This window comes from Micromonospora sicca (genome assembly GCF_003172935.1).
Classification (GTDB): Bacteria; Actinomycetota; Actinomycetes; order Mycobacteriales; family Micromonosporaceae; genus Micromonospora; species Micromonospora sicca.
On record NZ_QGKS01000176.1, the window covers coordinates 27412 to 47836 of the forward strand.

Here is a 20425-nt window from a genome sequence, read left to right on the forward strand (position 1 = left end):
GGCGGTTCCGGCGCCGCGTGGGCACCGGAACCAAGGTGTTACCAGCGGTAGTGCGCGAAGGCCTTGTTGGACTCGGCCATCTTGTGCGTGTCCTCGCGCCGCTTGACGGCGGCACCGAGGCCGTTGCTCGCGTCCAGCAGCTCGTTCATCAGCCGCTCGACCATGGTCTTCTCGCGACGCGCCTTGGAGTACGTCACCAGCCAGCGCAGCCCGAGGGTGGTCGCCCGGGACGGGCGGACCTCGACCGGAACCTGGTAGGTGGCGCCACCGACACGGCGGCTGCGCACCTCGAGGGTCGGCTTGACGTTGTCCATCGCCCGCTTCAGGGTGACGACCGGGTCGGTGCCGCTCTTCTCGCGGCAGCCCTCCAGGGCGGCGTACACGATGCGCTCGGCGAGCTGACGCTTGCCGCGCATCAGGATCTTGTTGACCAGCTGGGTGACCAGCGGCGAGTTGTACACCGGGTCAGCGACCAGCGGCTTCCGCGGAGCGGGTCCCTTACGCGGCATGTCAGCTCTTCTCCTTCTTCGCGCCGTAACGGCTGCGCGCCTGCTTGCGGTTGCGGACACCCTGGGTGTCCAGCGAACCGCGGACGATCTTGTAACGCACGCCGGGGAGGTCCTTCACCCGGCCGCCGCGGACGAGCACGATCGAGTGCTCCTGCAGGTTGTGACCCACGCCCGGGATGTAGGCGGTCACCTCGATCTGGCTGCTGAGCTTGACACGAGCGACCTTGCGGAGCGCCGAGTTCGGCTTCTTGGGGGTGGTGGTGTACACGCGGGTGCACACACCGCGCCGCTGAGGACTGCCCTTCAGCGCCGGGGTCTTGGTCTTGGTCGTCTTGGCCTGGCGGCCCTTTCGGACCAACTGCTGGATCGTGGGCACCGGGTTTCTCCGCTCCCTTCGGCCGCTGTCGCGGCCGCACCGTCTGCTCGTAGCCGGCCTGATGGACGGCTCTCTTACATTCCAACCAGGGCCACCTGACGGAGGCCCCAGCACCCGCGGTCGGGCGTGTCGCCCGGATCACGGTTCCGATCGCGGCGCTCGCGCGTCGTACCGGGTGTGTCACCGGCACACAGATCACCGAGCGCCGGATCTTTGGCTTTGATCGTGCTCCGCGCGATCACCGGTGGACCGGTTCCAGCGCACGCACGCATTGCCCGGGCTGGCCCGGGCACAAGGGGAAAGAGTACCTACCACAGCCGCGCAGGTCAAAACGGAGCGGTCCGGAAGAACTGCGTCGTAGCCCGCCGGCCGAACCCGTCATGCCCGCCCACCCGCAATGGGCACCTACGGTGACAAGTGTACCGGCTTCCCCGCGGGACGGCCCGGCGGCCCCGGTTCCGCCCGGGGGCCGGACCGCCGGGCCCGCCCGCCCGATGAGGTCATCGACGCGCCGGACCGAAGGTGAATCCGGTCACACCAGCTGGACCACCAGCGCCAGGCCGAGCCCGAGCAGGCTGAGCAGCAACCCCACCCCGCCACAGCTCAGGCCGGCCACGGCAAGCCCGTTGCCGGTGAAGCGGACCGCGGGCGGCGGCGCCGGCCGCCGGATCTGCCGCCGCGCCAACAGACCGGCGACGATCGCCGCCGTCCCGGCCAGGCCACCGAGCACGGTGAACGCCCCGGCGGCCCAGGCGCCGCCGTAGTCGGGGCCGGCAACCCCGAAGCAGAGCACCAGGAACGAGACCAGGATGGCGGCGATCCCGGTCACCAGCGACCCCACGGCCAGCCCCGAGGTCACCGGCGGCACGTCCAGGTGGACCACGCCGAAGGGCGTGCCGGGGACCGGATCGACCCGCTTCGGTGGGCGGGCCGGCTCGCGCGGGGGCGGCGGCACCGGCCCGGGCCGGGGACCCACCGCCGGCGGCATCGGACCCCAGCCGGCACCCGGAGCCGTCCAGCCGCCGGGGGCCGACGGGTTGCCGGAGTACGCCCCGTGGGGCGCCCATCCGCCGGCGGCGGACGGCGATCCGGGGTACGTGCCGAGGCCGGTGGGTGGGGCGTATCCGACGTAATGCGGCGGAGCGCCGGGGGGAGGCGGTGGCCCGGCCGGCACGGCACCCGACGGCCCGACCGGCGGATACGGGCCCGCCGGCGCGGACGGCGGGGCGACCGGCGGCGGCGCGTACCCCACGGTGGCGACCTCCGGCGGCACGCTCGGCCCCTCGTCGAGCCCGGCCCCCGGCGCGGCCCACGGGCTGGTGGGCTCCCCGCCCGGCGTCGACCCGGCGGCATCCGGCCCGGCGGCGTCCGACCCGGCGGCGTCCGACCCGGCGACGGACCGGGTGGGGTCGCCTGCCGGCGATGGGGCCGGTTCCGTCACGGGGTCCTCCTGTGGAAGTGGCTCACCCGCCGCGCGGCGGACACGGGTCAGGCTACCGCCGGTCCTGCGGGCGGGTCCGGGCACGGACGGCTCCTCCGCCCGGGCGGTCAGTCGACGTTCGGGGCGTAGTCGTGCCCGAAAGGCGCGTCGGCGAGCCGGACGACCCCGATCACCACCGCCGCCACCACCGCCACGGCCGCCAGCACCAGGCCCGTCCAGGCCAGCCGTTCCCCCCGCCGCAGCCGCTCCCCGCCAGTCAGGAAGCCGCCGGAGGCGTACGCCTCCCGACGCGCCTGCCGGGCGAGCTGGAGGGCGATCGTCGACGGCACCACGCCACCGACGAAGAGCCCGGTCAACGCCCCGATCAGGCCCAGGGCGAAGACCGCGCGGGCCTTCGTCGACCGGGTCGGCTCGGGGTCGAGCGGGTGGCGCGGACCGTGCTGGGCGACCGGTGCCGGCCCGGGTGCCGTCGTCATGTCCCCATCATGCCCCGCCGGCCCGGCCGGCGGCCCGGACCGCCCGCCCGCTCCCCCACGCGTCGCATGAACTCCACGGACACGACGAGGCCCCCGGCGGGTGCCGGGGGCCTCGTCGTGTACTGCTGGTTAGCGGTACGACCCGAAGTCGAAGTCGTCCAGCGGCACCGCCTGGCCGCTGGCCGGCCCGAACCCGTAGTCGGTCTCCGGGTAGCCGGTCATCGAGTAGACCTTGGCCTTCGCCTCCTCGGTCGGCTCGACCCGGACGTTGCGGTACTTGCTGATGCCCGTACCGGCCGGGATGAGCTTACCGATGATCACGTTCTCCTTGAGGCCGACGAGCGAGTCGCTGCGCGAGTTGATCGCCGCGTCGGTCAGCACCCGGGTGGTCTCCTGGAAGGAGGCCGCCGAGAGCCAGGAGTCGGTGGCCAGCGAGGCCTTGGTGATACCCATCAGCACCGGGCGACCGGCGGCGGGCTCGCCGCCCTCGCCGACGAGCCGGCGGTTCTCCGACTCGAAGAGCGCCCGGTCGACCAGCACGCCCGGCAGGAACTCGGTCGAGCCGGAGTCGATGACCGTCACCCGCTTGAGCATCTGGCGGATGATGATCTCGATGTGCTTGTCGTGGATGAGCACACCCTGCGAGCGGTAGACCTCCTGGACCTCCTGGGTCAGGTGGACCTGGACCGCGCGCGGGCCGAGGATGCGCAGCAGCTCGTGCGGGTCGATGGTGCCCTCGGTGAGCTTCTCGCCGACCTCGACGTGACCGCCGTCGTGGGTCCGCAGCTTGACCCGCTTGGAGATCTTGTCGTAGACGATCTCGTCGCTGCCGTCGTCCGGCACCACGATGATCTTCCGGGACCGCTCGCCGTCCTCGATCCGGATCCGGCCGGGGGTGTCGGCGATGGGCGCCTTACCCTTCGGAACCCGGGCCTCGAAGATCTCCTGGACACGCGGCAGACCCTGGGTGATGTCCTCACCCGCGACACCACCGGTGTGGAAGGTACGCATCGTCAGCTGGGTACCCGGCTCACCGATGGACTGGGCGGCGATGATGCCGACCGCCTCGCCGATGTCGACCGACTTGCCGGTCGGCAGCGAACGGCCGTAGCAGGCCGCGCAGACGCCCAGCTTCGACTCGCAGGTGAGCACGCTGCGCACCCGCACCGTCTCCACCCCGGCCGCGACGATCCTGTCGACCAGGATCGAGTTGAGGTCCTGACCCCGCTCGGCGACGACGGTGCCGTCCGGCCCCTTGATGTCGTCGGCCAGGGTCCGGGCGTGCACGCTGGTCTCGGCGTGGGTGTGGACCACCAGCTTGCCGTCGAGCCGCTCGCCGATCTGCATCGGGATGGCGCGGTCGGTGCCGCAGTCCTCCTCACGGATGATGACGTCCTGCGAGACGTCCACCAGACGACGGGTCAGGTAACCCGAGTCGGCGGTACGCAGGGCGGTGTCCGCGAGACCCTTACGGGCACCGTGCGTGGAGATGAAGTACTCCAGCACGGACAGACCCTCCCGGTACGAGGCCTTGATCGGCCGCGGGATGATCTCACCCTTGGGGTTGGCCACCAGACCACGGATCGCCGCGATCTGCCGGAGCTGGAGCAGGTTACCGCGGGCACCCGAGTTGATCATCTTCCACAGCGGGTTCTCCTGCGGCAGCGCGGTGTCCATCTCCTTGGCGACCTCGTTGGTCGCCTTGGTCCAGATCTCGATGAGCTCGCCGCGACGCTCCTCGGCGGTCATCAGACCACGCTGGTACTGCTTGTCGATCCGGTCGGCCTCCGCCTCGTACCGCTCCAGGATCTCCCGCTTGCGCGGCGGAGCGATGACGTCCTCCATGCCGATCGTCACGCCGGACCAGGTGGCCCAGTGGAAACCGGCCTCCTTGAGCCCGTCGAGGGTGGCCGCGAGGGCAACCTTCGGGAAGCGCTCGGCGAGGTCGTTGACGATCGCGGAGAGCTGACCCTTGCGGATCTCGTAGTTCACGAAGCGGTAGCCCTGCGGCAGCGTCTCGTTGAACAGCACCCGACCGAGGGTGGTGTCCACCGTCAGCGGCTCGCCCTCGACCCAACCCTCCGGCGCGGTCCACGGCTCGGCGCCGGCGCCGTTGTCGACACCGATGACGCCGCGCAGCCGGATCTTGACCGGAGCCTGCAGGTGCAGCTCGCCGTTGTCGAACGCCATCCGGGCCTCGGCGTCCGAGCTGAACGCCCGGCCCTCGCCCTTCTCACCGGGGGTGAGGTGGGTGAGGTGGTACAGGCCGATGACCATGTCCTGGGTGGGCATGGTGACCGGCTTGCCGTCGGCCGGCTTCAGGATGTTGTTCGACGAGAGCATCAGGATCCGCGCCTCGGCCTGGGCCTCGGCGGACAGCGGCACGTGCACCGCCATCTGGTCACCGTCGAAGTCGGCGTTGAACGCGGTGCAGACCAGCGGGTGGATCTGGATGGCCTTGCCCTCGACCAGCTGCGGCTCGAAGGCCTGGATGCCCAGCCGGTGCAGGGTCGGCGCGCGGTTCAGCAGCACCGGGTGCTCGCCGATGACCTCTTCCAGCACGTCCCACACGACCGGCCGCTGCCGCTCGACCATCCGCTTGGCGGACTTGATGTTCTGCGCGTGGTTGAGGTCGACCAGCCGCTTCATCACGAACGGCTTGAACAGCTCCAGCGCCATCTGCTTGGGCAGGCCGCACTGGTGCAGCTTGAGCTTCGGGCCGACCACGATGACCGAACGGCCGGAGTAGTCGACGCGCTTGCCCAGCAGGTTCTGGCGGAACCGGCCCTGCTTGCCCTTGAGCATGTCGGAGAGCGACTTCAGCGGGCGGTTACCCGGGCCGGTGACCGGCCGGCCACGGCGGCCGTTGTCGAACAGCGCGTCGACGGCCTCCTGGAGCATCCGCTTCTCGTTGTTGACGATGATCTCGGGCGCGCCGAGGTCGATCAGCCGCTTGAGGCGGTTGTTCCGGTTGATCACCCGGCGGTACAGGTCGTTCAGGTCGGAGGTCGCGAAGCGGCCACCGTCCAGCTGCACCATCGGACGCAGGTCCGGCGGGATGACCGGGACGCAGTCCAGCACCATGCCGAGCGGCGAGTTGCGGGTGTTCTGGAACGCCGCGACGACCTTCAGCCGCTTGAGCGCCCGGATCTTCCGCTGGCCCTTGCCGGAGCGGATGGTCTCGCGCAGGCTATCGGCCTCGGCATCCAGGTCCATGTTCTGGACCAGGGCCTTGATGGCCTCGGCGCCCATGCCGCCGGTGAAGTACTCGCCGAAGCGGTCGCGCAGCTCGCGGTAGAGCAGCTCGTCGGTGACCAGCTGCTTCGGCTCGAGCTTGCGGAAGGTGTCGAGGACCTCGTCGAGGCGGTCGATCTCGCGCTGGGCCCGGTCGCGGATCTGGCGCATCTCGCGCTCTCCGCCCTCCTTGACCTTGCGCCGGACGTCCGCCTTGGCACCCTCGGCCTCCAGCTCGGCCAGGTCGGCCTCGAGCTTGGCGGCCCGCTTCTCGATCTCCGAGTCGCGGCTGTTCTCGGCCTGCCGCTTCTCGGCCAGGATCTCGTTCTCGATGGTCGAGAGGTCACGGTGACGCGACTCGGCGTCCACGCTCGTCACGACGTACGAGGCGAAGTAGATGATCTTCTCGAGGTCCTTGGGGGCCAGGTCCAGCAGGTAGCCCAGCCGGCTCGGCACGCCCTTGAAGTACCAGATGTGGGTCACCGGAGCGGCCAGCTCGATGTGCCCCATCCGCTCACGACGGACCTTGGAACGGGTCACCTCGACGCCGCAGCGCTCGCAGATGATGCCCTTGAAGCGGACCCGCTTGTACTTACCGCAGTAGCACTCCCAGTCCCGCTGCGGACCGAAGATCTTCTCGCAGAAGAGCCCGTCCTTTTCCGGCTTGAGCGTGCGGTAGTTGATCGTCTCAGGCTTCTTGACCTCACCGTGCGACCACTGACGGATGTCGTCGGCGGTGGCGAGGCCGATGCGCAGCTCGTCGAAGAAGTTGACGTCGAGCACTATGTCCCCTATGTCGTCGTCTGTACTGCTTAGCTAGTGGGTGGGCGGATCGGGAGCCGGCGAGCCGGCTCCCGACCGCTCACCTCAGACCTCTTCGACCGAGCTCGGCTCGCGCCGGGACAGGTCGATGCCCAGCTCCTCCGCGGCCCGGAACACCTCGTCGTCGGTCTCGCGCATCTCCAGGGCCACACCGTCGCTGGAGAGCACCTCGACGTTGAGGCACAGCGACTGCAGCTCCTTGAGCAGCACCTTGAACGACTCCGGGATGCCCGGCTCGGGGATGTTCTCGCCCTTGACGATCGCCTCGTAGACCTTGACCCGGCCGAGGACGTCGTCGGACTTGATGGTCAGCAGTTCCTGCAGGGCGTAGGCGGCGCCGTACGCCTGCATCGCCCAGCACTCCATCTCACCGAAGCGCTGGCCACCGAACTGCGCCTTACCACCCAGCGGCTGCTGCGTGATCATCGAGTACGGGCCGGTCGACCGGGCGTGGATCTTGTCGTCGACCAGGTGGTTGAGCTTCAGGATGTAGATGTAGCCGACCGCGATCGGGTCCGGCAGCGGCTCGCCGGAGCGACCGTCGAACAGCTGCGCCTTGCCGGAGGAGCCGATCAGCTGCTTGCCGTCCCGGTTGGGCAGGGTCGACGAGAGCAGACCGGAGATCTCCTCCTCGCGGGCACCGTCGAAGACCGGAGTGGCCACGTTGGTGTCCGGCTCGGACTCGTGGGCGTCGATCGAGCGCAGCTGCTTCTTCCACGCCGCGTCGTCGCCCTCCACGCTCCAGCCGGTCTTGGCGACCCAGCCGAGGTGGGTCTCCAGGACCTGGCCGATGTTCATCCGGGAGGGCACACCCAGCGGGTTGAGCACGATGTCGACCGGGGTGCCGTCCTCCAGGAACGGCATGTCCTCGATCGGCAGGATCTTGGAGATGACGCCCTTGTTGCCGTGCCGGCCCGCGAGCTTGTCACCGTCCTGGATCTTGCGCTTCTGGGCGACGTACACCCGGACCAGCTCGTTGACGCCCGGCGGCAGCTCGTCGCCGTCCTCGCGGGAGAAGGTACGCACCCCGATGACCGTGCCGGTCTCGCCGTGCGGCACCTTCAGCGAGGTGTCCCGGACCTCGCGCGCCTTCTCACCGAAGATCGCGCGGAGCAGCCGCTCCTCCGGGGTCAGCTCGGTCTCGCCCTTCGGCGTGACCTTGCCGACCAGGATGTCGCCGGGGACGACCTCGGCGCCGATCCGGATGATCCCGCGCTCGTCGAGGTCGGCGAGCATCTCCTCGCTGACGTTCGGGATGTCGCGGGTGATCTCCTCCGGGCCGAGCTTGGTGTCCCGGGCGTCGACCTCGTGCTCCTCGATGTGGATCGAGGTGAGCACGTCCTGCTGCACGAGGCGCTGCGACAGGATGATCGCGTCCTCGTAGTTGTGGCCCTCCCAGCACATGAACGCCACGAGCAGGTTGCGCCCGAGCGCCATCTCGCCCTCGTCGGTGCACGGACCGTCGGCGATGACCTGACCGGCCTCGACGCGGTCGCCCTCGAAGACGACCGGCTTCTGGTTGACGCAGGAGCCGGCGTTGGAGCGGCGGAACTTGTGCAGCAGGTACGTCCGGCGGTGGCCGTCGTCCTGGTGGACGGTGATGTAGTCGGCGCAGAGGTCCTCGATGACACCGCCGACCTCGGCGACGACGACGTCACCGGCGTCGACGGCGGCGCGGTACTCCATGCCGGTGCCGACCAGCGGAGCCTCGGCCTTGACCAGCGGCACCGCCTGGCGCTGCATGTTCGCGCCCATCAGCGCGCGGTTCGCGTCGTCGTGCTCGAGGAACGGGATCATCGCGGTCGCGACCGAGACCATCTGCCGCGGCGAGACGTCCATGTAGTCCACGGCGCCCGGCGCGACGTCCTCGGTCTCGCCGCCCTTACGGCGGACCAGGACGCGGTCCTCGGCGAACGTGCCGTCCGCCTTCAGCGGCGCGTTGGCCTGCGCCTTGACGAACCGGTCCTCCTCGTCCGCGGTCAGGTAGTCGATCTGGTCGGTGACCCGACCCTCGACGACCTTCCGGTACGGCGTCTCGATGAAGCCGAACGGGTTGACCCGGGCGAAGGTGGACAGGGCGCCGATCAGACCGATGTTCGGGCCTTCCGGCGTCTCGATCGGGCACATCCGGCCGTAGTGGGACGGGTGCACGTCACGGACCTCGAAGCCGGCCCGCTCCCGGGACAGACCACCCGGGCCGAGCGCGCTCAGCCGGCGCCGGTGGGTCAGACCCGCCAGCGGGTTGGTCTGGTCCATGAACTGGGACAGCTGCGACGTGCCGAAGAACTCCTTGATCGCCGCCACCACCGGGCGGATGTTGATCAGGGTCTGCGGCGTGATCGCCTCGACGTCCTGGGTGGTCATCCGCTCGCGGACGACCCGCTCCATCCGGGAAAGACCGACCCGGACCTGGTTCTGGATCAGCTCGCCCACGGTACGCAGGCGACGGTTGCCGAAGTGGTCGATGTCGTCGGCCTCGTAGCCGTCCTCGCCGGCGTGCAGCCGGCAGAGGTACTCCACGGTGGCGACGATGTCGTCCTCGGTGAGCGTGCCGGTGGTGATCGGCACGTCGACTTCGAGCTTCTTGTTGAACTTGTAGCGCCCGACCTTGGCGACGTCGTACCGCTTCGGGTTGAAGAAGAGGTTGTCGAGCAGGGTCTGGGCGTTCTCACGGGTCGGCGGCTCGCCAGGGCGGAGCTTCCGGTAGATGTCGAGCAGCGCCTCGTCCTGGCCGGCGATGTGGTCCTTCTCGAGCGTGGTCATCATCAGCTCGGACCAGCCGAACTTCTCACGGATCTGCTCCGCGGACCACCCGATGGCCTTGAGCAGGACGGTGACGGCCTGCCGGCGCTTGCGGTCGATGCGAACGCCGACCGTGTCGCGCTTGTCGATGTCGAACTCCAGCCAGGCACCCCGGCTCGGGATGACCTTGACGCTGGAGAGGTCGCGGTCGGAGGTCTTGTCCGGCTGCTTGTCGAAGTACACGCCCGGGGACCGGACGAGCTGGCTGACCACGACGCGCTCGGTGCCGTTGATGATGAAGGTGCCCTTCGGCGTCATCATCGGGAAGTCACCCATGAACACCGTCTGGCTCTTGATCTCGCCAGTGGTGTTGTTGGTGAACTCCGCGGTCACGAACAGCGGCGCGCAGTAGGTCAGGTCCTTCTCCTTGCACTCCTCGATCGAGGCCTTGACCTCGTCGAAGCGCGGAGCCGAGAAGGAGAGCGACATGGTGCCGGAGAAGTCCTCAATGGGACTGATCTCTTCGAGGATCTCCGCGAGACCCGAGCGTGCGTGCGGGTCGTCCGCCGACCGGCCCTGCCAAGCCTCGTTGCCGACGAGCCAGTCGAAGGACTCGTTCTGAATGGCGAGGAGGTTGGGGACCTCGAGGTGTTCGGTGATCCTGCCGAATGAAACTCGGCGGGGAGCGAAAGCGCTCGACGTACGACTGGTCTTCGCAGGGCGGGAAGCTGCCAAGATGCGTCCTTCCGAGGACCGGTGCTGCAGAACGGCTGGTACGCGTGCACTCCAATGACCCCACCAGAAATATCCGCAAACGGACATTTCCGAGCAGGGGACTAGTCGGAAGGCAGCGCAAACTAGCAGTGTAGCCGAGAGGCTAACCGCTGTCCAGCCCACCCCGCAGGTCATCGCGGAACACGCCTCGGGACCTCGGAAAACCGGGTCTACCGGGCCGCTCGGAACGCGATGTTCCTGCCGGTCCGCTCGGGTGCCGCGGGCGGTGGTGCTGCCGTTGCCATTACCCGAGAGGTGGCCGTTGCAAGCGCGGAAGTTCTTGCTGGTGTCAGCGTGCCTGTCAGCCCGGTGTCGCGTCAAGGGCCGGTTACCGGTCGGGGTGTCTTTCCCACCGACGGACTACCGACAGGACCCGCTGTGCGGGGGTACGCCGGACGCCGGACGCGCTGCTCACGCCGCTGCCACCGGAACCACCAACCACAGCGGGCGGCGATCCGTTCCCGGATCACCGCCCGCCGCGACGCGGTTGTGCCCCGGCTCACGTGAGCCGGACGCGCGTCAGGTCGTACGCAAGGTCACTTGAGGGTGACCTTGGCACCCTCGCCCTCGAGCTTGGCCTTGGCCTTCTCGGCGGTCTCCTTGTTGGCCTTCTCCAGGACGGCCTTCGGAGCGGCCTCGACCAGGTCCTTGGCCTCCTTGAGGCCCAGGCCGGTCAGCTCACGCACGACCTTGATGACCTGGATCTTCTTGCCACCGTCGGCGTCGAGGATGACGTCGAACTCGTCCTTCTCCGGCTCGGCCTCGGCCGGCGCGGCACCCGGGGCGGCAACGCCCATGGCGACCGGGGCCGCGGCGGTGACCTCGAAGGTCTCCTCGAACTGCTTCACGAACTCGGAGAGCTCGATCAGCGTCATCTCCTTGAACGCGTCGAGCAGCTCGTCGGTGCTGAGCTTCGCCATGTCTGGCGTCCTTTCTAAAGGTGAAAACTAAGAACGTGGGTGCGCCGGGAGGCCTCAGGCCGCCTCGGCGCCCTCCTTCTCGCGCTTGTCCTGCAGGGCGGCCGCCAGACGGGCGGTCTTGGAGAGCGGAGCCTGGAACAGGGCCGCGGCCTTGCTCAGGTTGCCCTTCATCGCGCCAGCCAGCTTGGCCAGCAGCACCTCGCGGGACTCCAGGTCGGCGAGCTTCGTGACCTCGGCCGCGGAAATGGCCTTGCCCTCGAAGACACCGCCCTTGATGACCAGCTTCGGGTTGGCCTTCGCGAAGTCGCGAAGCCCCTTCGCCGCCTCGACGACGTCGCCCGAAACGAAAGTCAGCGCGGTAGGACCGGTGAACAGCTCGTCGAGGCCGGAGATGCCCGCCTCGGTCGCCGCACGCTTGGCCAGCGTGTTCTTCGCGACCGTGTAGGTGGTCTCCGTGCCGAGCGAGCGCCGCAGCTGGGTGAGCTGGGAAACCGTCAGACCACGGTACTCGGTGAGCACCGCGGCGCCCGCGTTGCGGAAGCTCTCGGTCAGCTCAGCGACGGCCGTGGCCTTGTCGGCCCGGATCGGCTTGTCCGCCATGTCCCTCCTCTCTCGTTGCTCGAGGCTGGTCGCCGTCGACGAGCGGAAGCTCTGCGACGGCGCCGGAGGCATCACGACAACGAGAAAAGCCCCGGCGCAGGGCGCGCGGGGCGAGGGCCGGCCCGATCACCATGGTCGGCGGACCACGGGGAGAACCGATTTTCGCTTGCCGCCCTGCGCGGGTCGCCCGTCATCGCGGGACCTTCGACCGTGCCGGGGCACGGTGACCAGCGGTCTCTGGGTGGAACTACCGGATCAGGCTACGCGACGGGTCCGCGTACCGCCAAATCGCCCCGGGAGTGCGCCCGGTCACCTCAGGCCCGGGAGCGGCGCCGCCAGGCGTAGCCGACCAGCGCCGTAGGCCTCCGCCGGCTGGGCCCGGCCGCCGCCGTAGAGGACGCCGAGGGCGAGCAGGCCGGCCAGCACCGGCGCCCGTCCGGTACGCAGGAAGCCGGCCAGCCGCAGCCGGACCAGCGCGGTCACCGGGCGGCCTCCCGGGCCGGACCGGCCGCCCCCGGCTCGCCCGGCGCGGCGCCGTCACCGACGGGACCCGTGATCGACGGAACCGGCGGCGACCCGGCCTCGGCCCGGCCCGGCGCGGCCGGCGGGTCGGCGGCACGTACCCGGAGGACCCGGTGACCGTCGGCGCGCAGCCGCGCCACGATGCCGGCGACCCGCGCGGCCGGGACCGCCAACTCGACCACCGCCGTCGCCTCCGCCCTGGACGGGGCGTCCTCGGTGACCGCGCCGTCGGCGACCGTCCAGTGCCGCGCGCCGGGCAGCCGGACCGTCTCGCCGCGGTGGTCGCTGACCAGCACCGCTCCCCCGTCCGCCAGTACCTCGTCGATCAGCTCGGGGACCAGTTCCCGGGCCGCGGCGTCCAGCCCCTCCCAGGGCTCGTCCAGGACCAGCAGGCCGGGCGGACGGAGCATCGCCTGGGCCAGGCCGACCTTCTGGGCGGTGCCCTTCGACAGCTGGGGCAGCCGGGCCCCGCGGAACGGCGCCAAGCCGAGCCGCTCCACCCAATCCGCCACCGCCCGGTCGGCGACCGAGCCCGCGAGCCCGGCCACCCGGCCCATCGCGGCGAGGTAGTGCGCCACGGTGAACGGCTGGTCGGCCGGGAACCGCTCCGGGACCCAGCCGACGGCGGCGGGCCGGTCGACCACCCGGCCGCGGGTCGGCCGGAGCACCCCGGCGGCGAGCTGGAGCAGCGTGGACTTGCCCACCCCGTTGCGGCCGAGGACGACCGCGACCTCACCCGGGCCGATCCGCACGTCCATTTCCCGGAGCACCCACGGGCCGCGCCGCTGGTACCGCACCCAGACGTCCTCCAGCCGCATGCCGCGAGCCTCCCACAGCGGACAGACGAAGGGGGCCCCGCCACGAGTCGTGGCGGGGCCCCTCACTCCAGGCGTGCTCAGGCCTCGGCCGAGCCCTCCTGCAGGTTCTTCACCAGCTTCGGGTCGACCGGAACGCCCGGGCCCATGGTGGTGGTGAGGGTGACCTTCTTGAGGTACGTGCCCTTGGCCGCGGACGGCTTGGCCCGGAGCACCTCGTCGAGGACGGCGGCGTAGTTGTCGACCAGCTGGTTCTCGGAGAACGACGCCTTGCCGATGATCAGGTGCAGGTTGGAGTGCTTGTCCACCCGGAAGGTGATCTTACCGCCCTTGATGTCCTGGACGGCCTTGGTGACGTCCATGGTCACCGTGCCCGTCTTCGGGTTCGGCATCAGGCCGCGCGGGCCCAGGATCCGCGCGATCCGGCCGATCTTGGCCATCTGGTCCGGGGTGGCGATCGCCGCGTCGAAGTCCAGCCAACCGCCCTGGATACGGGCGACCAGCTCGTCCGTGCCCACCTCGTCCGCACCCGCCGCGGCAGCCTCCTCGGCCTTCGCGCCGGCGGCGAAGACGATCACGCGGGCGGTCTTACCGGTGCCGTGCGGCAGGTTGACCGTGCCGCGGACCATCTGGTCCGCCTTGCGGGGGTCGACGCCGAGGCGCATCGCGACCTCGACCGTGGCGTCGAACTTGACGTTGGTGGTGTCCTTGGCCAGCTTGACGGCCTCGGCGGGGGTGTAGAGCTTCGACCGGTCGATGACGTCGGCGGCCTTGCGGTAGCTCTTGCTGCGCTGCATTTCTGGTTACTCCTGTGGTCTATGGCGGGCCCGCGGTCGACGCGCGCCCTCCCACGAACTGATCCGGTGAGTGGTGTCCGACGTCAGTCGGCGACGGTCAGACCCATCGACCGGGCGGTGCCGGCGATGATCTTCTCAGCCTGGTCGATGTCGTTGGCGTTGAGGTCGGCCATCTTCTTCTCAGCGATCTCACGCAGCTGGGCGCGGGTCACGGAGCCGACCTTCTGCGTGTGCGGGACGCCCGAGCCCTTCTGCACACCGGCGGCCTTGATCAGCAGCCGGGCCGCGGGCGGGGTCTTCAGGACGAAGGTGAAGGTCCGGTCCTCGTACACGCTGATCTCGGCGGGGACGATGTCGCCCCGCTGGGACTCGGTCTGCGCGTTGTAGGACTTGCAGAACTCCATGATGTTCACGCCGTGCTGGCCGAGCGCGGGGCCGACCGGCGGCGCCGGCGTGGCCTGGCCCGCCGGCAGCTGAAGCGTGAACGTCTTGACGAGCTTCTTCTTCGGAGGCATGTCTCTTCCTGGGGCTTGGAACTGGGAAAGATGCCGGCAGCGGGCGCGCACGGTCAGCGCGATGCGACAGCCGACGTTCTAGGGTAGCGCAGACCTGCGCCGCCCCCGTCGCCGAGGTCCGGCGGACGGGCGAAACGACGCACCGGCGGCGGGACGGAAGCCCACCGCCGGTGCGACCGTACGTCAGATCTTGGCGACCTGGTTGAAGTTCAGCTCGACCGGCGTCTCCCGGCCGAAGATCGACACCAGCACCTTGAGCTTCTGCTGGTCGGCGTTGATCTCACTGATCGTGGCCGGCAGCGAGGCGAAGGCGCCGTCGGTGACGGTGACCGAGTCGCCGACCTCGAAGTCGAGGACCCGGACCTCGGGCTTGGCCTTCTTCTGCTCGGTCTCGATCGCCGGGGCCAGCCACTTCAGCACCTCGTCGAGGCTCAGCGGCGCCGGCCGGTCGGCCCGGTCGGTGGCCCCCACGAAGCCGGTGACCCCCGGGGTGTTCCGGACGCAGGAGTACGACTCGGCGGTCAGCTCCATGCGGACCAGGATGTAGCCCGGGAAGACCTTCGCCTGGACCTGGGACCGCTTGCCGTTCTTGACCTCGACCTCTTCCCGGGTCGGCACCTCGACCTGGTAGATGAAGTCCTCCATGTCGAGGGAGGTGATCCGGGTCTCGAGGTTGGTCTTGACCTTGTTCTCGTAGCCGGCGTAGGAGTGCACCACGTACCAGTCGCCGGGCGCGTAGCGCAGCTTCTGGCGCAGCTCGGCGACCGGGTCGTACTCCTCGTCCGCGGGCTCGGTGGTCGGGAATTCCGGCTCGCTGGCGGCCTCGACCGACTCATCGTTGGCCGCCGTCGCCACCGTGGACTGCTCGTCCGTGGTCTCGGCGGTCTCGTCGTACTCAGGCACGCTCGCTCACTTCCGTCACTATCGGCACAGTCAGCCGGTCAGCTGGGGTTGCCGAAGACCCACAGCACGCCCTTCGCAAACCCGAAGTCGAGCAGGCCCACGATCGTCAGCATCACCGCGACGAAGGTGACCACCACGGCGGTGTAGGTCAGCAGCTCCTTGCGCGTCGGCCAGATGACCTTACGCAGCTCGGCCACGACCTCGCGGAAGAACCGCGCGATGCGGGCGAAGAGGCCCACCCGGTCGGTGTCCTTGCGGGTCTTCCGACCGTCGGCCGACTCGGCCCGGGCCCGCGCGCGGGTCGCGGTGCCACCCCGGGATACCGGCTCGTCCGCGTCGGTGGCGTCGTCGTCGGCCACGTCGTCGACGACCGCATCTTCGCGCAGACGCTCGTCGCCGGCGTCCTCGCCGCGCCGCTTGCTCTCGGCCACTTCGCCCTCCGTGCGGGGTATCGGGTCGCACGCCGATGGGCGTGCGCGGCGTTTGGTCACGCCGGCCGGACCAAACCGTCCCGCGACGGGCCGCGGCCGGCGGACCGACCGGGAGGGCCCGATTGCCTCGGAACCACCCCGCCAGTGCCACCACCACGGGCCGGACGCCGCCGTTCGGCGGCGCGACCCACGGGAACGGTCAGGCCTGAGGCGCAGGGGTGACAGGACTTGAACCTGCAGCCTGCGGTTTTGGAGACCGCTGCTCTGCCAATTGAGCTACACCCCTGTGCGGCAACTCTCACCCCACCAAGCCATGCACGGCCGGGCAGGGGTCACTTGCCCCACGGCGGACCAGTGTACGGGTAGTCGTACGACTTTCCCAACCGGTCTGCCACCTGCGCGTCGGAGCGCCCTCAGCGGGGCGTCCGGATGGTCGCCCGGGCCTGCGAGAGCACCTTCTCCCCCAGGCAGGTCGCGGTCACGTCGAGCCTGGTCAGGCCGTCCTCGGTGACCTCCTTGACCACCGCGGCGACCTCGATCTCGGTGCCCTGGTCGTCGTCCGGGACCACCACCGGGCGGGTGAACCGGGCGCCGAAGTCGACCACCGCGTCCGGTACGCCGGCCCACGCGGTGACCGCCCGGCCGACCAGCGCCATGGTGAACATGCCGTGGGCGATCACGCCCGGCAGGCCGACCTTGGTGGCGAACCGGTCGCTCCAGTGGATGGGGTTGAAGTCGCCGGAGGCGCCCGCGTAGCGGACCAGGTCCGCGCGGGTCACCCGGAAGGTCTGGGTGGGCAGCTCCATCTCAGGCCTCCCCGCGTACGACGATCTTGGACCAGACGGCGACCACCGGCTCGCCGGCGGCGTTGCGCACGTCCGTGCGGGTGGTCAGGAAGCCGTGCCCGCCCCGGTTGCTGATCTCCTCGATGGTGTTCACGCAGACCAGCTCGTCACCGGCCACCACCGGACGGGTGTACGCGAACCGCTGGTCGCCGTGGACCACCCGGCTGTAGTCCACGCCGAGGGCCGGATCCTCGATGATCTGCCGGCTGGCGGCCATCGTGACCACCACGGGGAAGGTCGGCGGCGCGACCACGTCGGGGTGCCCGAGCGCGCGGGCCGCCTCCGGGTCGTGGTGGGCCGGGTCGGTGGCACCGATGGCCGCGGCGAACTCGCGGATCTTTTCTCGGCCCACCTGATAGGGGGCGGTCGGCGGATAGGTCCGGCCGACGAACGACGGGTCCAGGGACATGCCGCGAACCTACACGGAAAACACGAACGCCGATCCGTACGGGGCGGCGGCTCGGGGCCGTCGTCCCTGCGGATCGGCGTTCGGGACTGCTGTGGGACCGGGCCGGCCGAGCCGGCCGCGGGTCAGCGGGTCTCGCGGTGGATGGTGTGCCTGCCGTCCCGGGGGCAGAACTTCTTCAGCTCGATGCGGTCCGGGTCGTTACGGCGGTTCTTGCGCGTGATGTAGTTGCGCTCCTTGCACTCCACACACGCCAAAGTGATCTTCGGCCGGACATCGGTCGCCTTCGCCACGGCGGAGTGCCTTCCTCGCTAACGGATAACAACTACGGCGCATCAGCCTACGCACTGATGGCGCGGACATGCAAAGTGGGCGCCTGTGGCGCCCATCCCATCGACCGCCGGGGAGCCCGGAGGACGGAGAGTAGCGGTGGCCGGACTTGAACCGGCGACACAGCGATTATGAGCCGCTTGCTCTGCCATCTGAGCTACACCGCCGTGGCGGGTCCAGCCGGACCCTGTGAGCCCCCTTACGGAATCGAACCGTAGACCTTCTCCTTACCATGGAGACGCTCTGCCGACTGAGCTAAGGGGGCCTACCCGATCACCCCGGAGGGCGTCGCGCAGGAGAAACAGTACACGACCCCGCCGCCCGAGGTGAAATCGGATCCCCCCATACCGGGGGTGATCTCCGTCGTCCCAGCTCAGAGCAGGGTCGCCGAGCGGTCCGGGACCACCCGCAGCCGGGGTGCCTCGGCGGCGGCCTCCGGCTCCACCTGCGCGCCGAACCACGCCTCCAACCGCTCGTACGGCAGCGGCCGGCTGAACAGGAAGCCCTGGCCGATCTCGCAGCCGATGTCCTGGAGCAGTTCGAGGGTGAGTTCGCTCTCCACGCCCTCGGCGACCACGGCCAGGCCGAACTGCTGGGACAGCGTCACCACCGCGTTGACAATCGCCAGGTCGCCCGGGTCGGTCGCCATGCCCTGCACGAACGAGCGGTCCACCTTCACCTCGTGCACCGGCAGCCGGCGCAGGTAGGCCAGGGACGAGGAGCCCGTCCCGAAGTCGTCCACCGACAGCCGCACGCCGAGGTCCCGCAGCCGGCGCAGGGTCGGTATCGGCCGGTCGGTGCCGTCCAGCACCCCGGCCTCGCGGATCTCGAAGGTGAGCCGCTGCGGGGGCACGCCGTACTCGTCGAGCAGCTCGCGGACCTGGTCCGGGAAGTGCGGGTCGGTGAGCGTACGCGCGGAGAGGTTGACCGCGACGGCGAGCGGCTGCTCGGCGTGGGTCCAGTCCCGGCTGCGCCGCAGCCCCTCCCGGAGCACCAACTCGGTGAGCCGGCCGAGCTGGCCGGTGTGCTCGGCCACCGCGACGAAGTCCTCCGGGGCGACCGTGCCGTGCGTCGGATGCTCCCAGCGGGCCAGGCACTCGACCCCGATCAGCCGCCGGTCCCGCAACGTCACCTTGGGCTGGAAGTAGACCTCCAGCTCACCCTCGTCGAGGGCGCGCCGCAGGTCGCCGGCGAGGCCGAGGCGGCGCAGCGACCGGGACTCCAGCGCCAGGTTGAACAGCTGCACGCTGCCGGGCACCGCCTTGGCCGCCGTCGCGGCCAGGTCGACCCGTTGCAGCAGGGTGGCGGCGTCGCTGCCGTGATCCGGGTGTAGGGCCACCCCGACGGCGGTGTCCACGTCGAGGGTGAGCGAGTCGAAGACCATCTCGTCGCGGATCTGCTCGCGCAGCTCGGCCGCCAGCTCCAGGGCCGCCTCGGCGTTCTCCAGCCGCAGGGTCACCAGGAACTCGTCGCCGCCCGCCCGGCCCACCAGGGCGGACGACGGGGCGCAGGCGCGGAGGCGATCGGCCACCTCGACAAGGACCTTGTCGCCCGCGGCGTGCCCCAGCGACTCGTTGACCTGGCGCAACCCGTCCACGTCGAAGAGCAGCACCGCGACCACCTCGCCGGGCGCCCGGATCTTCACCGCCTCGTCCAGCGCGCCGGTGATCCGCCGCCGGTTGGGCAGCTTGGTCAGCGCGTCGTGGTACGCGTCGTGGCGCAGCCGGTCGACCAGCCGGGAATTCTCCAAGGCGACCGCCGCGTGCGCGGCGACCGTTTCGAAGATGGGGATGTCCACCGGTGTGAAGTGGTTGGTGTCGCCCAACCGGTTCACCACCTCCAGCGTGCCGATCACCACCTGGCCGGATCGGAGCGGAAGGATGATGAAGTCCTTGATCCGCTCGCCCGGCAGCAGTTCGCGGGTCGCCGGGTCGCCGGGCAGGCGGACCCCGGAGGCAACCATCCGGGACTCCCCAAGCACGCGTTCCCGCAGCCGCGCGGGGGTCACGGCGAAGTCGAGGAGACCCCGGTTGTCCTCCCGGGCGGTGAGCAGCACCTCGGGATAGCGGCCCTGGCCGGGCAGCCAGAGCGTGGCGTACTCCGCCTGCATCAGGGCCCTGACCCGGCCGAGCAGGGCATCGATGAGCGTGCCGTCCTGCCCGCTCTCCGACATCGCCCGCGTGAGCTGGTACATGTCCGTGAGGGTGCGGTGCTGCCGGAGGAACTGCGTGTAGGAGCGGTAGACCAGGACGAGTCCTGCGGCGAACGCCATGAAGAGCAGGAAGCCCCAGGTGGTGGTGACCAGCGTGATGAGGATCAGCAGTCCGATCGCCACGTTGATCACCGCCGCCAAGAGAGCCGGCGGTGAGGTACGGGCCAGTTCCCAGCCGGCCTGCCAACCCTGCACGACCCCGATGACCGCCACCACCGCCGCGAGCGTGACGAGGGTGTGGGCACTCGTCGCGACGAAGAGGATCCCCCAGGTACCCGGCCCGACCCCCCGCATACCGGGCAGGGCCATGAGGACGAGGCAGGCGGTCGACGTGGCCGCCGCGGCACGGATGAGGTTGAACCAGAACTTGACGGGAGCGAGATTCCGCCGGATCTGCACCACCAGCGTGGCCAGCGTGTACGCCAGAACCACGGACAACGGAGGCAGCAGATACAGCGCCACCACGAGCGGAATTTCGGTCAACATCACGCCCAGCGCCTGGCGCCGGACCACAATGTTGATCGTCGGCATGGCCGCGGCGACCATGACCAGGAACATCGCCGACGTGGCCAACCAGTCCCCGACCGCCGGCTGCACGAGCAGCCCGAGCAGGGTGGCGCAGCACGTGGCGTACAGGGCGAGCGGCCCCGCGACCAGCCAGGCATTCTCGGTCGACCGACGCGGGCGAGGTTGGCGATCGGGCACTTCGCCCCCTCCGGACTCAGCGTCAGATCACGGCCGGATGGACGATCCGG

General features: G+C 70.1%; 18 protein-coding genes and 3 tRNA genes. All 21 read right to left on the bottom strand.

Translation table 11 applies throughout. The features are described from left to right. Positions 1-38 precede the first annotated feature (38 nt). On the bottom strand, positions 39-509 hold the full coding sequence (gene rpsG, locus DKT69_RS10045) for a 30S ribosomal protein S7 (RefSeq protein WP_109801300.1): 471 nt from the start codon (positions 507-509) through the stop codon (positions 39-41). Position 510: 1 nt separating this feature from the next. Then, entirely contained in the window at positions 511-885 is a 375-nt protein-coding gene (rpsL, locus tag DKT69_RS10050) for a 30S ribosomal protein S12 (protein ID WP_007465318.1), read from the bottom strand. Positions 886-1417: 532 nt separating this feature from the next. Then, positions 1418-1873, bottom strand: coding sequence for a hypothetical protein (locus DKT69_RS10055; RefSeq protein ID WP_236647512.1), 456 nt, complete (start codon positions 1871-1873; stop codon positions 1418-1420). Between the two features lie 560 nt (positions 1874-2433). After that, a complete protein-coding gene (locus DKT69_RS10060; RefSeq protein WP_109801301.1) occupies positions 2434-2802 on the bottom strand; it encodes a hypothetical protein in 369 nt (122 codons plus the stop codon). Between the two features lie 129 nt (positions 2803-2931). Continuing rightward, positions 2932-6819 carry a DNA-directed RNA polymerase subunit beta' gene (locus DKT69_RS10065; protein ID WP_109801302.1) on the bottom strand — a complete coding sequence of 1296 codons (3888 nt, stop codon included), beginning with the start codon at positions 6817-6819 and terminating at the stop codon, positions 2932-2934. A gap of 84 nt (positions 6820-6903) precedes the next feature. Beyond that, entirely contained in the window at positions 6904-10335 is a 3432-nt protein-coding gene (gene rpoB / locus DKT69_RS10070) for a DNA-directed RNA polymerase subunit beta (protein WP_109801303.1), read from the bottom strand. Between the two features lie 575 nt (positions 10336-10910). Beyond that, on the bottom strand, positions 10911-11294 hold the full coding sequence (gene rplL / locus DKT69_RS10075; protein ID WP_089012491.1) for a 50S ribosomal protein L7/L12: 384 nt from the start codon (positions 11292-11294) through the stop codon (positions 10911-10913). Positions 11295-11348: 54 nt separating this feature from the next. After that, positions 11349-11894: a 50S ribosomal protein L10 gene (gene rplJ, locus DKT69_RS10080; RefSeq protein WP_088960245.1), complete on the bottom strand. Its 546-nt coding sequence runs from the start codon at positions 11892-11894 to the stop codon at positions 11349-11351. Between the two features lie 309 nt (positions 11895-12203). Continuing rightward, on the bottom strand, positions 12204-12377 hold the full coding sequence (locus DKT69_RS38230; RefSeq protein WP_161557793.1) for a hypothetical protein: 174 nt from the start codon (positions 12375-12377) through the stop codon (positions 12204-12206). Continuing rightward, positions 12374-13234: an ABC transporter ATP-binding protein gene (locus tag DKT69_RS10085; RefSeq protein WP_109801304.1), complete on the bottom strand. Its 861-nt coding sequence runs from the start codon at positions 13232-13234 to the stop codon at positions 12374-12376. The genes DKT69_RS38230 and DKT69_RS10085 overlap by 4 nt, the downstream gene beginning before the upstream one ends. A gap of 77 nt (positions 13235-13311) precedes the next feature. Then, positions 13312-14028 (bottom strand): 50S ribosomal protein L1, encoded by a 717-nt coding sequence (rplA, locus tag DKT69_RS10090; protein ID WP_109801305.1) that lies wholly within the window; start codon positions 14026-14028, stop codon positions 13312-13314. 83 nt (positions 14029-14111) lie between these two features. Further along, complete coding sequence (gene rplK / locus DKT69_RS10095; RefSeq protein WP_091570017.1) at positions 14112-14543, bottom strand: 50S ribosomal protein L11; 432 nt, start codon at positions 14541-14543, stop codon at positions 14112-14114. A gap of 183 nt (positions 14544-14726) precedes the next feature. Further along, the gene (gene nusG / locus DKT69_RS10100; RefSeq protein WP_109801306.1) at positions 14727-15446 is read right to left on the bottom strand and encodes a transcription termination/antitermination protein NusG; all 720 of its coding nucleotides are present in this window, start codon (positions 15444-15446) and stop codon (positions 14727-14729) included. Positions 15447-15484: 38 nt separating this feature from the next. Beyond that, on the bottom strand, positions 15485-15877 hold the full coding sequence (gene secE, locus DKT69_RS10105; RefSeq protein ID WP_109801307.1) for a preprotein translocase subunit SecE: 393 nt from the start codon (positions 15875-15877) through the stop codon (positions 15485-15487). A 213-nt stretch (positions 15878-16090) separates the two neighbouring features. Beyond that, positions 16091-16163, bottom strand: a tRNA-Trp gene (locus DKT69_RS10110). Positions 16164-16290: 127 nt separating this feature from the next. After that, positions 16291-16683: a MaoC family dehydratase gene (locus DKT69_RS10115; protein WP_109801308.1), complete on the bottom strand. Its 393-nt coding sequence runs from the start codon at positions 16681-16683 to the stop codon at positions 16291-16293. A 1-nt stretch (position 16684) separates the two neighbouring features. Next, positions 16685-17131 (bottom strand): MaoC family dehydratase N-terminal domain-containing protein, encoded by a 447-nt coding sequence (locus tag DKT69_RS10120; RefSeq protein ID WP_109801309.1) that lies wholly within the window; start codon positions 17129-17131, stop codon positions 16685-16687. A 122-nt stretch (positions 17132-17253) separates the two neighbouring features. Then, positions 17254-17421 carry a 50S ribosomal protein L33 gene (gene rpmG / locus DKT69_RS10125; protein WP_012184342.1) on the bottom strand — a complete coding sequence of 56 codons (168 nt, stop codon included), beginning with the start codon at positions 17419-17421 and terminating at the stop codon, positions 17254-17256. A gap of 131 nt (positions 17422-17552) precedes the next feature. Next, positions 17553-17625, bottom strand: a tRNA-Met gene (locus DKT69_RS10130). A gap of 25 nt (positions 17626-17650) precedes the next feature. Further along, positions 17651-17723: transfer RNA gene (locus DKT69_RS10135), tRNA-Thr, on the bottom strand. A 108-nt stretch (positions 17724-17831) separates the two neighbouring features. Further along, positions 17832-20375 carry a putative bifunctional diguanylate cyclase/phosphodiesterase gene (locus DKT69_RS10140; RefSeq protein ID WP_109801310.1) on the bottom strand — a complete coding sequence of 848 codons (2544 nt, stop codon included), beginning with the start codon at positions 20373-20375 and terminating at the stop codon, positions 17832-17834. Positions 20376-20425 lie beyond the last annotated feature (50 nt).